The 12,439-nt window shown below is 64.4% G+C and carries 10 protein-coding genes; 3 read left to right on the top strand and 7 right to left on the bottom strand.

Annotated features, from left to right (window positions below):
- Positions 1-108 precede the first annotated feature (108 nt).
- A complete protein-coding gene (gene ntrC / locus LXM55_RS18900; RefSeq protein ID WP_233321783.1) occupies positions 109-1,545 on the bottom strand; it encodes a nitrogen regulation protein NR(I) in 1,437 nt (478 codons plus the stop codon).
- Positions 1,542-2,627: a nitrogen regulation protein NR(II) gene (gene glnL / locus LXM55_RS18895; protein ID WP_060837111.1), complete on the bottom strand. Its 1,086-nt coding sequence runs from the start codon at positions 2,625-2,627 to the stop codon at positions 1,542-1,544. Before glnL ends, ntrC begins: the two co-directional genes overlap by 4 nt.
- Before the next feature lie 363 nt (positions 2,628-2,990).
- Here glnL and LXM55_RS18890 point away from each other — a divergent pair, with 363 nt between their 5' ends.
- The gene (locus LXM55_RS18890; protein ID WP_233321782.1) at positions 2,991-4,085 is read left to right on the top strand and encodes a bifunctional transcriptional activator/DNA repair enzyme AdaA; all 1,095 of its coding nucleotides are present in this window, start codon (positions 2,991-2,993) and stop codon (positions 4,083-4,085) included.
- Here the strand turns inward: LXM55_RS18890 and LXM55_RS18885 are convergent.
- Positions 4,068-5,489, bottom strand: coding sequence for an MFS transporter (locus tag LXM55_RS18885; RefSeq protein WP_233321781.1), 1,422 nt, complete (start codon positions 5,487-5,489; stop codon positions 4,068-4,070). The genes LXM55_RS18890 and LXM55_RS18885 overlap by 18 nt on opposite strands.
- Before the next feature lie 155 nt (positions 5,490-5,644).
- Positions 5,645-6,544, bottom strand: a complete 900-nt coding sequence (locus LXM55_RS18880; RefSeq protein ID WP_233321780.1) for a LysR family transcriptional regulator — start codon at positions 6,542-6,544, stop codon at positions 5,645-5,647.
- A gap of 111 nt (positions 6,545-6,655) precedes the next feature.
- On the opposite strand from LXM55_RS18880, the gene LXM55_RS18875 reads away from it, so the two are divergent.
- Together LXM55_RS18875 and LXM55_RS18870 are read left to right on the top strand one after the other, a co-directional pair.
- Positions 6,656-8,377 (top strand): acyl-CoA dehydrogenase family protein, encoded by a 1,722-nt coding sequence (locus LXM55_RS18875; RefSeq protein ID WP_233321779.1) that lies wholly within the window; start codon positions 6,656-6,658, stop codon positions 8,375-8,377.
- Positions 8,378-8,412: 35 nt separating this feature from the next.
- Entirely contained in the window at positions 8,413-9,600 is a 1,188-nt protein-coding gene (locus LXM55_RS18870) for a CaiB/BaiF CoA transferase family protein (protein ID WP_233321778.1), read from the top strand.
- A 9-nt stretch (positions 9,601-9,609) separates the two neighbouring features.
- Here the strand turns inward: LXM55_RS18870 and LXM55_RS18865 are convergent, their stop codons facing one another.
- The 3 genes from LXM55_RS18865 to glnA all read right to left on the bottom strand — a co-directional run bounded on the left by LXM55_RS18865 (position 9,610) and on the right by glnA (position 12,268).
- A complete protein-coding gene (locus LXM55_RS18865) occupies positions 9,610-10,101 on the bottom strand; it encodes a DUF4124 domain-containing protein (RefSeq protein WP_233321777.1) in 492 nt (163 codons plus the stop codon).
- 68 nt (positions 10,102-10,169) lie between these two features.
- Positions 10,170-10,724 carry a chorismate mutase gene (locus LXM55_RS18860; protein ID WP_233321776.1) on the bottom strand — a complete coding sequence of 185 codons (555 nt, stop codon included), beginning with the start codon at positions 10,722-10,724 and terminating at the stop codon, positions 10,170-10,172.
- Between the two features lie 137 nt (positions 10,725-10,861).
- Positions 10,862-12,268, bottom strand: a complete 1,407-nt coding sequence (gene glnA, locus LXM55_RS18855; RefSeq protein ID WP_016965623.1) for a glutamate--ammonia ligase — start codon at positions 12,266-12,268, stop codon at positions 10,862-10,864.
- Between the last annotated feature and the right edge of the window lie 171 nt (positions 12,269-12,439).

The following is a 12,439-nucleotide window of genomic DNA, read 5'->3' as shown; positions in this document are numbered from 1 at the left end:
ACATCTTCGTCCAGGGAGCCGGCTGGCCGGCGAACGCGCCGGTCAGCGCAGCGCAAGGCTCAAGGGCTTCTTCGCTGGCAAGCCGGCTCCTGCACAGGGGGAGAGGGCTCAGCCTTCTTCGCTTTCGTCCTCGTCGCCACCGTCCACCTTCATTCCCAGTTCCTTGATCTTGCGGGTCAGGGTGTTGCGGCCCCAGCCCAGCAGCACCGCGGCGTCGCGGCGGCGGCCGGCGGTGTGCTTGAGGGCGGTTTCGATCATGATCCGCTCGAAACTCGGCACCGCGCTGTCCAGCAGGTTCGATTGTCCGCGGGCCAGCGCCTGGTCGGCCCACTGGCGCAAGGCTTGCTCCCAGTTGGTGACTGGCGCGCTGTCCTGGGGCAGGTTCAGCAGTTCTGGCGGCAGGTCGCTGATATGCACTTCGCGCCCTGAAGCCATCACCGTGATCCAGCGGCAGGTGTTCTCCAGCTGGCGCACGTTGCCCGGCCACGGCAGGTTTTTCAGGTATTCCTCGGTTTCGTTCTTCAGCAGCTTGGGTTCCACCGCCAGCTCCTGGGCGGCACGGCTGAGGAAGTGCTTGGCCAGGGTCGGGATGTCTTCGCGACGGTCCGACAGGCGTGGGATATGGATGCGGATCACGTTGAGGCGGTGGAACAGGTCTTCGCGGAACTTGCCGGCATGCACCAGGGTTTCCAGGTTCTGGTGGGTCGCGGCGATGATTCGCACATCGACCTTGACCGGCGTGTGGCCACCGACCCGGTAGAACTCGCCATCGGCCAGAACCCGCAGCAGGCGGGTCTGGGTGTCGGCCGGCATGTCGCCGATCTCGTCGAGGAACAGGGTGCCGCCGTCGGCCTGCTCGAAGCGCCCACGGCGCAGGTTGGCGGCGCCGGTGAAGGCGCCTTTTTCATGGCCGAACAGTTCGGATTCCATCAGGTCCTTGGGAATCGCCGCCATGTTCAGGGCGATGAACGGCGAAGCCGCCCGCGGGCTGTGGCGATGCAGGGCGTGGGCCACCAGCTCCTTGCCGGTGCCGGACTCGCCGTTGATCAGCACCGTGATGTTGGAGTGGCTCAGGCGGCCGATGGCGCGGAACACCTCCTGCATGGCCGGCGCTTCACCGATGATTTCCGGGGTGCGGGTCAGGGTGGGCGCCACTTCCAGGCCTTGCTGCTCCTGGGCATGCTGATTGGCGCGCTTGACCAGCGACACCGCTTCATCGACATCGAACGGCTTGGGCAGGTACTCGAAGGCCCCGCCCTGGTAGGAGGCGACAGCGCTATCCAGGTCCGAATGCGCGGTCATGATGATCACCGGCAAGCGCGGGTGCTGCTCGCGAATCCGCGCCAGCAGGTCCAGGCCGCTGGCGCCGGGCATGCGAATGTCGGAAATGATCACGTCCGGGGCCTGGCGGGCCAGGCGGCTCATCACCCCGTCAGCGCTGTCGAAGCTCTGGGTGGTCATCCCTTCCTGCTGCAGGGCTTTTTCCAGGACCCAACGGATAGAACGGTCGTCATCGACGATCCACACGGTTTCACTACGGCTCATGTCGATGGGGCTCCTTGTTCCAGAGGCAGAAAGATCGAGAAGGTGGTGTGGCCAGGATGGCTGTCACATTCGATCAGGCCCTGGTGCTGGCTGATGATGTTCTGGGTAATGGCCAGGCCCAGCCCGGTACCGTCCGGGCGGCCGCTGACCATGGGGAAGAAAAGGGTGTCCTGCAGCTCGGCGGGAATGCCCGGGCCGTTGTCGATGATCTCGATCTTGGTCACCAGGCGATGGCGCACATGGCCGATGGTGAACTGGCGCATGGTGCGGCTGCGCAGGGTGATGCGCCCCAGGCGCATTTCGTTCTGGCTGCTGATGGCCTGCATGGCGTTGCGCACGATGTTGAGCACCGCCTGGATCATCTGTTCGCGGTCGATCAAGACGTCGGGAATGCTCGGGTCGTAGTCGCGTACCAGGGTGATGCAGCCCTGGCTTTCGGCTTCCACCAGGCTGCTGACTCGCTCCAGCACTTCATGGATGTTGGTCAGCGCCAGGGATGGCAGCTTGTTCGAGCCGAGCATGCGGTCCACCAGGTTTCGCAGGCGGTCGGCCTCTTCGATGATGACGTTGGTGTAGTCCTTGAGGCTTTCCTCGGGCAGCTCGCGGGCCAGCAGTTGGGCGGCGCCGCGAATCCCGCCCAGCGGGTTCTTGATCTCGTGGGCCAGGCCGCGCACCAGCATCTTGCTGGTTTCCTGCTTGGACAGCTGGGCTTCTTCCTTGGTGATGCGCAGCAGCCGGTCGCGGGGGTGGACTTCCAGCAGCAGCAAGGTATCGCCATTGCTGAGGATCGGCGTTACCGCATAGTCGACGGTCAGGGTCTGGCCGGTCAGGGCGGTGAGCATGGCTTCGCGCTTGGTGAACGGGTGCGCCTGTTCCACCGCCTGGCGCAGGGAGCTCAGGGCCTCGGCGGATTCGGTGAACAGTTCACTGATGAATTGCCCATGGCTGCGCTGGCCGCTGATGGCCAGGAGCATCTCCGCCGCCGGGTTCATGTACTCAAGGCGCAGGTCGGCGTTGAGCAGAATGGTGGCGGTGGTCAGGTTGTCCAGAAGCAGACGGTGCAGTGGGTCGCTGATGGTCATTCGGACCTCTTTTGGAGCAAGGCGATCCGGAACCGGTCCGGGATCGCGCGCGGAGTTAAGGCGCTGATGTGGAGAAAATGCAAAAACTAAACCAAGGCTCCGAAAAGAAGCGTTCAAGCCCTGAAACAGGCGTTTGAGGCTCGATTGCGTGGCGCTTTGCCAGTTCCGGCGGGTATTTTCGAACCAAAATGGGCTGGTATTGGCCGTGGGGTGCAAGCTGATGCACCAATATAGTGCATGATCCCGCGTGGCGCTTGCCGGCTGCCGGATGGCGCGGGAATCAACGCCCGTTTTTCGGCGGCAGCGCGCAGGGCGCGGGTTTAGAGTGCTTGAACCCGATGCGTGAAGATTTAGGATGCGGCCATGGAAAATGCCCCTCTGCTGTTCCAGCTCCCCGATGACGACACCCTGTACCAGGCCCTGCTGGATCGTGACCCGGCCTATGAAGGCTTTGCCTTTGTCGGGGTGAAAAGCACCGGGGTGTTCTGCCGCCTGAGCTGTGCCGCGCGCAAGCCCAAGCGCGAGAACACGGTGTTTTTCAGCTCGATCAAAGGCTGTATCGAAGCCGGCTTCCGCGCCTGCCTGCGTTGCCGTCCCCTGGAGCAGGTCGGGGTTCAGGAACCCTGGGTGAAGACCTTGCTCGAGCAGTTGGGCCGCGACCCCGAGCGTCGCTGGTACGAAGGCGATCTGATTGGCATGGGGCTGGATCCATCCACGGTTCGCCGCGCCTTCAAGCGCCACTTCGGGGTCACCTTCCTGGAAATGGCCCGCCTGCGCCGCATGGGCCGGGGCATGCAGCAACTGGCTTGCGGGGAGCCGGTGATCGAGGCGCAGATCAGCGCCGGTTTCGATTCCGACAGCGGCTTTCGCCGCGCCTTCAGCCGCCTGGCGGGCCAGCCACCGTCGAACCTGCGGGGGCGCGAACTGCTCAAGGTCGATTGGCTGCAAACCCCGATCGGCGTGATGCTGGCGGTGGCGGATGCTCAGGTTCTGCACCTGCTGGAGTTCTTCGACCGCCCGGCGCTGGCCAATGAACTGCAGAACCTGCAAAAGAGCAGCGGCTCCAGCATCGGTTTCGGGCGTTTTGCCCCCATCGATCAGATCGAGTCCGAATTGCAGCGCTACTTCGCCGCCGAGGCGGTGAACTTCAGCACGCCGCTGGCGATGAACGCCTCGCCCTTTACCCGCACGGTCTGGCAGGCGTTGCGCGGCATTCCCCCGGGAACGACGTGCAGCTACGCCGAGGTGGCGAGCCGGATCGGCTCGCCGTCAGCGGTGCGCGCGGTGGCCCGGGCCAATGCGGCCAATCAGATTTCCATCGTCATTGCCTGCCACCGAGTGATCGGCGCCGATGGTTCCCTGACCGGCTATGGCGGCGGTCTTTGGCGCAAGCGCTGGCTGCTGGAGCATGAGCGGCGCTTGCGCCCTGCACCGGGCGGGTCAGCGAGCGGGTTGTAACGGGATCGCGGGCGTGGCGGTGGCAGTTGGAGGGTTATCCACAGGCGGCGTTGAACACGGGTTGTTGGCTTCTCGCAGCAGTTCGTCGGCATCCGCCTGCTCTGCCGTGGACAGCTCGGCGGCGTTGTGGCCGATGCGCTTGAGCAGGGCCAGCATGCACAGCAGCGAGACCAGGGCGTAGCAGGCCGAGGCGATGGCCACGCCGATGATGCTGCCGGTGCCATTGAGGATGCTCTGTGCCAGCACCGGGGTGGCGCCGCCGACCAGCAGCGAGCACAGCTGGTAGGAGATCGACAGCCCGCTGTAGCGCACCCGCGTTGGAAAGGCCCGGGCCAGGATGCCGCCCACCGCGCCATAGAACATCGAGTGGGGCACCGTAGCCAGGCACATGCCGAGCACGGCAATCCAGTAGTTGCCGGTTTCCACGGCGAAGAACATCGCCGGCATCAGCAACAGCTCCGGCACCACCATCAGCACCATGGCCTTGCGCATGTCGATGCGCGAGACCAGCACCGCCCCCAGGGGTTGGGTAATGAACTGCACCACCAGGGCGATGACGATCACGCTGAGGAAGCTGCTCTGGCTGTAGCCCAGTTCCTTGGTGGCCCAGGACAGGGCAAAGGTGCTCTTGAAGTAGGTGACGTGGATGATCGGCAGCACCCCGGCGCCCAGCAGCACCAGCCGCCAGTGGTCGCGCAGCACTTCGAGAATCGGCAGCTTGACGGTCTTTTTCTGCGCCATCAGGCGCTTCATGTCATCGGACTCTTCGAGCTTGAGGCGGATGACCATGCCGACGATCACCAGCAGTGCCGAGATCAGGAACGGAATGCGCCAGCCCCAGAGCAGGAAGTCCGGGGTCGGCAGGGCGCTGAGGCCGAAGAACACCAGGGTCGCCAGCAGGTTGCCAGCGGGCGATCCCTGCTGGGCGAAGGCGGCATACAGGATGCCCTTGCCCTTGGGCGCGCTTTCGCTGGCGATGAGGATCGCCCCGCCCCATTCGCCGCCCACCGCGATGCCCTGGATGATGCGCAGGACCACCAGGGCAATCGGCGCCCAGATGCCGATCTGCAGATAGCTGGGCAGCAGGCCGATGCAGGTGGTGGCCACGCCCATCATGATCAGGGTGATCACCAGGGTGGTCTTGCGGCCGATCTTGTCGCCCATGTGGCCGAAGAGGATGCCGCCAATGGGGCGGGCGACAAAGCCCGCCCACAGGGTCAGGAAGGACAGCAGGGTGGCGGTGCCCGCAGGCAGGTCGGCGGGGAAGAACACTTTGCCGAACACCAGCGCCGCGGCGATCCCGTAGGCGTAGAAGTCATACCATTCGATGGTGGTGCCAATGAACGAGGCAATGCCCGCTTTACGGGCTTTCTTGTGGGCGGCAGCTTCCAGGGCGGCGCTCATGTGCAACTCCTGCTTGTTATTGTTATGGGCGCCCCGGCAGGGCGCGTGGGCTTCATGCAAGGCCCGACCGCTGGGAGCCTATACAGGCAGGAATCGAAAAATATAATGATTAAATCTTATGGTTTGATACGTGATTTCGTATCGCCGCGCGGCGCTCAGCCCTGGGTGATTGGCGGTTGCAGCAAGGATCTGAACAAGGCGAGGAAACTGTCGGCAGCGGCCGAAGGTTTATCCGCCAGATGGATCGCCAGAATCTCCGAAGGCGCGCCCTGGCCTTCAATCTCACAGTAAGTCACCCCCGGTTGGCCGAGCTGGGCCAGAGTCTGGGGCACCAATGCCACGCCCATCTCATGGGCCACCATCGCCACCACGGTTTGCCAGAGCCGGGTTTCGTGGCGAATGCGCGGGCTGAACCCGGCGGCCACGCAGCGGGCGATGATCAGGTCGTGGTAGTGCGGCGAGACCTCCCGTGGAAACAGGATGAAATCATCATGGGCCAACTGCTTCAGGTCGACCCGCGCCTGCCGGGCCAGCGGGTGACCCTGGGGCAGGCAGCAGAGAAAGGGTTCGGCCAGCAGTGTTTCGCTGTGGATGCCGGCGGCGAAGGTGCCTGCGTGAACGAAGCCGATATCGATCTGCCCACGTTGCAGGGCCTGAGCCTGGCCGGCGCTGTTCATTTCCATCAGCACGATCTCGGTGTCCGGATGATTGCGCTCGAAGGCCTTGACCGCCTGGGGCAGGCCACGGTGCAGGATCGAGTTGACGAAGCCCACGCTCAGGCGCCCGGCAAACCCCTCGGCCGAGCGCTGGGTCAGGCGCCGTGCCTGGTCGGCCCGCAGCAGCAGGTAGCGCGCTTCGCCCAGCAGCACCTGGCCGGCATTGGTCAGGCTCACGGACTTGTTGTTGCGGTTGAGCAACTGGATGTCCAGCTGCCCCTCAAGCTTCTTGATGTCGAAACTCAGCGCCGGTTGCGAAATGCACAGACGCTCCGCGGCGCGCCCGAAGTGCAGCTCCTCGGCCACGGCGACGAAGTAACGCAGTTGTTTGAGGTCCATGAGGGGCCTGCCTTCTACGATATGGTTTTCTTATCGTAGTGGATGGATTTTGTATTAGATACTTATCGATGGTGGCTCTAGTCTCGCCCTACAAAAATCAGGAGACGCGCCATGACCGTCGAGCCCCGCCCCATCGAAGACCGCCTGAACATTCCCGACAGCCGTGGCATCAACCTGTTTGCGTGTGACGCCGGCCTGGCCGCATTGCTCCAGGTCTACCTGCCGCCGGCGGTCTATCAGCAATGGCTGCCGACCCTGCAGCGCCTGGGCGCCCGGGCCGGTGGCGAGTTGGATGTGCTGGCGCTGTGCGCCGACAAGAACCCGCCGGTGCTGCAGCCCCGTACCCGCCGTGGCGAGAACCTGCAAAGCATTGCCAAGCACCCGGACTACGTGGCCCTGGAGCGGGTGGCGTACGCCGAACTGGGCCTGGCCGCCATGAGCCATCGCCCTGATGGCCCGCTGCCGTTGGTCAAGTACGCCCTGACCTATCTGTTCGTCCAGGCCGAGTTCGGCCTGTGCTGCCCGGTGAGCATGACCGACTCCCTGACCCGTACGCTGCGCAAGTTCGGCGCGCCCGAACTGGTGCAGCGCTACCTGCCGCAGTTGCAGTCCCAGGATTTCGACGAGCTGTTCCAGGGGGCGATGTTCATGACCGAGCAGGCCGCCGGCTCCGACGTCTCACGCACCGAAACCCGTGCCCGGCTGGAAGATGGCCAGTGGCGCCTGTATGGCGAGAAATGGTTCTGTTCCAACCCGGATGCGGACCTGGCCATGGTCCTGGCGCGCCCGGACGATGCGCCGTCCGGCATGGCCGGGGTGACCCTGTTCCTGCTGCCGAAGGTGCTGCCCGATGGTTCGCGCAACACCTACCGGATCCAGCGCCTGAAGGACAAGTTGGGCAGCCGTTCCATGGCCAGCGGCGAGATCACCCTGGAAGGCGCCACGGCCTACCTGATCGGTGAAGTCGGCCGCGGCTTTCAACAGATGGCCGACATGATCAACATGTCGCGCCTGTCCAACGGCGTGCGCGCGGCGGGGCTGATGCGCCGGGGCCTGAGCGAGGCGCTGTACATCGCCCGTCAACGTCGGGCGTTTGGCAAGCACTTGATCGAGATGCCGCTGATGCAGCGCCAGTTGCTGAAGATGATGCTGCCTACCGAGCAGGCGCGCTCGATGTTCATGCAGATCGCCACCTTGCTGCCCCGGGCCGACGGCGGCGAAGAGACGGCGCGCAAGTGCGTGCGGATTCTCACGCCGCTGATCAAGTTCCGCGCCTGCCGCGATGCCCGGCGGGTGACCGGCGATGCCATGGAAGTGCGAGGCGGGGTCGGCTACATCGAGGAATGGAGCGACGCCCGCCTGGTGCGCGACGCCCACCTGGGGTCGATCTGGGAGGGCACCAGCAACATCGTTGCCTTGGACATTGCCCGGGCGGCAACCCGCGAGCAGGCGCTGGAGCCGCTGCAGGGCTACCTGGCCGGGCTGCTGGCCGAGGCGGATCTGCCAGACGCCAGTCGCAAGCTGTTCGACTCGGCCCTGCTGCGCACCGTGAGCGGCTTCCAGGCCGTGGCGCAGCAACGTCGGGATGAGCAGGTGCGGCAGGCCGGCAGTGTTCTCTATCACCTGAGCAGCGCGATTTTCATGGCCTGGGAGGCCACGCGCCAGGCCGGGGATTATCGACGCCTGGCCCTGGCTCACCTGGTGCTGGCGCACAAGGTGCTGCCGCGCGATCCCCTGAGCCTGGAGCCGGCCATCGATGCCGAACTGCTGGCGCGGCTGGCCAATGAAAGCCCGTTGTCCCTGGCCGAAGCCATGCAATTGCTGCCGGCCTGAATGTGCGCCCCTTGCCGATTTTCCGGAGTACTCACATGAAGCAAACCCAAGGGGCCCTGGCGGGCCTGAAAATCATCGACCTCAGCCGTGTGCTGGGCGGTCCCTACTGTTCCCAGGCCCTGGCCGACCATGGCGCCGAAGTGATCAAGCTGGAGCCCTTGAGCGGCGACGAGACCCGTGGCTGGGGACCGCCGTTCGAAGGGGATGACGCCTCGTACTTTCGCGGTATCAACCGCAACAAGCAGGGGATTGCGGTCGACCTGTCGCGCCCTGAAGGCCTGGAACTGCTGATGCAGTTGCTGGAAGGCGCCGACGTGCTGATCGAGAACTTCAAGCCGGGCACCCTGCAGCGTTGGGGCATCGGTTTCGAGGAGGTGCTGAGCCCGCGCTTTCCGGCATTGATTCACTGCGGGATTTCCGGCTTTGGCGCCGATGGGCCGCTGGGCGGGCTGCCCGGTTACGACGCGGTGATCCAGGCCATGGCCGGTTTGATGAGCGTCAACGGCGAAGGCGAGGGCGGGCCGCTGCGTATCGGCTTGCCGATTGTCGATATGGTCACGGGCCTGAATGCCCTGGCGGGGATCCTCCTGGCCCTCAACGAGCGCCAGCGCAGCGGCCGCGGGCAGTCGCTGGACATTTCCCTGTACGACTGCGGTGTGTCCCTGCTGCATCCCCATTTGCCGAACTACTTTGCCTCTGGCAAGACGCCGCAGCGCACGGGGAATGCCCACCCCAATATTGCCCCCTACGACAGTTATCGAACCGCCGGCGAACCGATTTTCCTCGCGGTCGGCAACGATCGGCAGTTCGCCAGGCTGTGCCAGGAGCTGGGGGCCAGCGAGTTGCTGGAAGACCCGCGCTTTGCCGACAACGGCCAGCGTTCGGTCAATCGCGAGGCCTTGAAGCAGCGGTTGGAGCACTACCTGGCGGCCCACGACGGTGCAGGGCTGGCCCCGCGCCTGATTGGCCTTGGGGTGCCCTGTGGCTCGATCGCTACCGTTGAGCAGGTGGTGGCTCATCCGCACACCCGGCATCGCGGCCTGCTGGTGGAGCTCGATGGTTACCGCGGCATAGGCTCGCCGGTGAAGCTGTCGCGGACCCCGGCCAGCTATCGCACGGCTCCGCCGACCCTGGGCCAGGACACCCGGGCGGTCCTGCAGGGGCTGGGCCTGGATGAGTCGACCATCGCCAAGCTGCTGGCCAGCGGGGTGGTACGCGGTTGAGGTGCGGGCTCAACGGCGCTGGGCCCGCAGCAGGGTGAAGGTGACGCTTGGGCTCTGTTGCAGGACCCGCTCGCCGTCGAGCACCTGCACCGCCAGGCGGTGCTGGCCGCGGTCGATATTCTCCAGTTGCAGGCCGGGCCCCTGGCTGGCCTGGCCGTAGGGCTGGTCGTCCAGTAGCAGGCGCAAGCGGTGGCCGGGCTGCAGGCTCGGCTGCAACCGCACCTGCACGCTGAAGTGGCCATTGTTGGCCCGCACGGCGCCGTGCTCCGGCACACCCGTCAATTGCAGCCGTTGGTAGGCCTGGAATGCGCTGGCAGGCTGCGCCGCTGGAGCGGCCGGGCGGGGAAGGCGCTTCGCTGCGGCGGTTTCAATCGGCTGATACGGGGTTCCCGGCGGTTGGTCGCTGTAGGCGCGATGACCGGCGGTGTCTGTGTACTGGTAGATCTGTGCGCTGGCTGGCTGTGCGGTTATCCACAGCAGGCCCGCGATCAAGGCGCGCATCTGCTGGCTCCTGGCGGTTGCCTGAAAGGCCCCAGCATAGGCCGCGGCCGGGCGTGGCGCGGGCGCGGTTAACCTTTGAACACACATAACTCTGCTGTGGCGCGGACCATCGCCAGTTGCTGCAGGGGGTCGCTGCTGCTGGCTTTGCTGGCCTGGGCCAGCCATTGCGGGCATTGGCGGTTGCTGCGTTGCGGGCTGAAGTCGGCCAGTTGCTGCAGCAGGCGTTTTTGTAACTGATCAAGTTGCGGGCGGATCTGTCCGGCCAGATCCTGGCGCGGAGTGTCCGGTGCCTGGCCTTGCAGGTGCCAGTTGGAGAGCCGGGCGTATTGCACCAGCTTGTTGGCTTCGATCTGGGCGGCGAAGAACTGCGCCACCGTTTCCTCGCTCAGGTGATAGGCCGCCGCCTGGGCGGTGGCCCCGGCAATCACTTGCTGCTCTCGCGGGCGGTCTTCCACGGCCTTGTGGCTGTCCCATTTACTCAGGGCCACCTGATCGGCAAGCGCCAGGCGCTCACTGATGCTTTGCAGCAGTGGGGCAAGAGTGGGTGGGGCATCGTTGGCGCAGGCCGCGGTGGCGAGCAGGCTGCAAGTCAGGGCGAGGCACAGGGTGAGGCGCGAAGTCATGGGCGGGCTCGGCTGCTGATGGGAAAGAGGGCGCCCATGATGCACGCAACTACCCCGGGCCGGGCACATGTGCGGGCATAAAAAAGGCCTCCCGAAGGAGGCCTCTCGATCACGCGGCTTGCGCCGGCGCTACCGGATCAGCAGCTGTAGTACAGCTCGTATTCCAGTGGGTGTACGAAGGTACGGACCTTGATCTCTTCTTCGCTTTTCAGGGCGATGTAGGCGTCGATGAAGTCGTCGCTGAAAACGCCGCCTTTGGTCAGGAACGCACGACCTTTGTCCAGCTCTTCCAGGGCTTCCTTCAGGCTGCCGCAAACCTGTGGGATCTCTTTGGCCTCTTCAGGCGGCAGGTCGTACAGGTTTTTGTCCGCAGCGTCGCCAGGGTGGATCTTGTTCTGGATACCGTCCAGGCCGGCCATCAGCAGGGCGGCGAAGGCCAGGTACGGGTTGGCAGCCGGGTCCGGGAAGCGCGCTTCGATACGGCGGGCCTTAGGGCTCGACACGTAAGGAATGCGGATCGAAGCGGAACGGTTGCGCGCCGAGTAGGCCAGCATGACCGGGGCTTCGAAGCCTGGAACCAGACGCTTGTAGGAGTTGGTGGCCGGGTTGGTGAAGCCGTTCAGGGCCTTACCGTGCTTGATGATGCCGCCGATGAAGTACAGGGCGGTGTCGGACAGGCCGGCATAGCCTTCGCCAGCGAAGGTGTTCTTGCCGTCTTTCCAGATGGACATGTGCACGTGCATGCCCGAGCCGTTGTCGCCGTACAGTGGCTTAGGCATGAAGGTGGCGGTGCGACCGTAGGCGTCGGCCACGTTGTGCACGACGTATTTCAGGGTCTGGGTTTCGTCGGCCTTCTTCACCAGGGTGTTGAACTTGACGCCGATTTCGTTCTGGCCGGCAGTCGCCACTTCGTGGTGGTGAACTTCAACGGTCAGGCCCATTTCTTCCAGTGCGTTGCACATGGAGGTACGGATTTCGTGGTCGTGGTCGAACGGTGGAACCGGGAAGTAGCCGCCTTTGACGCCTGGACGGTGGCCCTTGTTGCCGCCTTCGATGTCCTGGTCGGACATCCAGGAGCCTTGTTCGGAGTAGATCTTGAACATCGAGCCGGAGATGTCGGACTTGAACTTCACCTGGTCGAAGATGAAGAACTCTGGCTCTGGACCGGCGAATACGGTGTCGCCGATACCGGTTGCCTTCAGGTGCTCTTCAGCGCGCTTGGCGATGGCACGTGGGTCGCGGTCGTAACCTTGCATGCTCGAAGGTTCGATGATGTCGCAGACCAGGATCAGGGTCGGCTCTTCGGTGAACGGGTCCAGCACGGCGGTTTCGTCGTCCGGCATCAGGATCATGTCGGAGGCTTCGATGCCTTTCCAGCCAGCGATGGAGGAACCGTCGAACATCTTGCCGGATTCGAAGAAGTCTTCATCCAGCGCATCACGGGCCGGCATGGTCACGTGATGTTGAGTGCCCTTGGTGTCAGTGAAGCGCAGATCAATCCATTTGACGTCATGATCTTTGATGAGTTGAACCGACTTCGACATAGTGTCCTCCGGGTGGCTTCGGGCTTGGTGTTGGAGTGCCCTTAGAATGTGGGTGATGCCGGCGCGAATACTCTGCCATGGCAACCTGCCTCACAAGGGAGCAAATTGCATGCCAGTGCCCCGTGATGGGTTTTCTGCCCCAAAATCACGCTTTATAGGACGCATTCGCTG

It is taken from the genome of Pseudomonas sp. Au-Pse12 (assembly GCF_021341665.1).
Lineage (GTDB): Bacteria > Pseudomonadota > Gammaproteobacteria > Pseudomonadales > Pseudomonadaceae > Aquipseudomonas.
This window is presented reverse-complemented; position numbering and strand designations above follow the sequence as displayed.

Excerpts from the sequence above, each read along its gene's own strand:
- LXM55_RS18880 (WP_233321780.1), bottom strand. The coding sequence starts at position 6,544 with ATGGACCTCAAACAACTGCGTTACTTCGTCGCCGTGGCCGAGGAGCTG.
- LXM55_RS18870 (WP_233321778.1), top strand. The coding sequence starts at position 8,413 with ATGAAGCAAACCCAAGGGGCCCTGGCGGGCCTGAAAATCATCGACCTC.
- LXM55_RS18875 (WP_233321779.1), top strand. The coding sequence starts at position 6,656 with ATGACCGTCGAGCCCCGCCCCATCGAAGACCGCCTGAACATTCCCGAC.
- glnA (WP_016965623.1), bottom strand. The coding sequence starts at position 12,268 with ATGTCGAAGTCGGTTCAACTCATCAAAGATCATGACGTCAAATGGATT.
- LXM55_RS18860 (WP_233321776.1), bottom strand. The coding sequence starts at position 10,724 with ATGACTTCGCGCCTCACCCTGTGCCTCGCCCTGACTTGCAGCCTGCTC.
- LXM55_RS18890 (WP_233321782.1), top strand. The coding sequence starts at position 2,991 with ATGGAAAATGCCCCTCTGCTGTTCCAGCTCCCCGATGACGACACCCTG.
- glnL (WP_060837111.1), bottom strand. The coding sequence starts at position 2,627 with ATGACCATCAGCGACCCACTGCACCGTCTGCTTCTGGACAACCTGACC.
- LXM55_RS18865 (WP_233321777.1), bottom strand. The coding sequence starts at position 10,101 with ATGCGCGCCTTGATCGCGGGCCTGCTGTGGATAACCGCACAGCCAGCC.
- LXM55_RS18885 (WP_233321781.1), bottom strand. The coding sequence starts at position 5,489 with ATGAGCGCCGCCCTGGAAGCTGCCGCCCACAAGAAAGCCCGTAAAGCG.
- ntrC (WP_233321783.1), bottom strand. The coding sequence starts at position 1,545 with ATGAGCCGTAGTGAAACCGTGTGGATCGTCGATGACGACCGTTCTATC.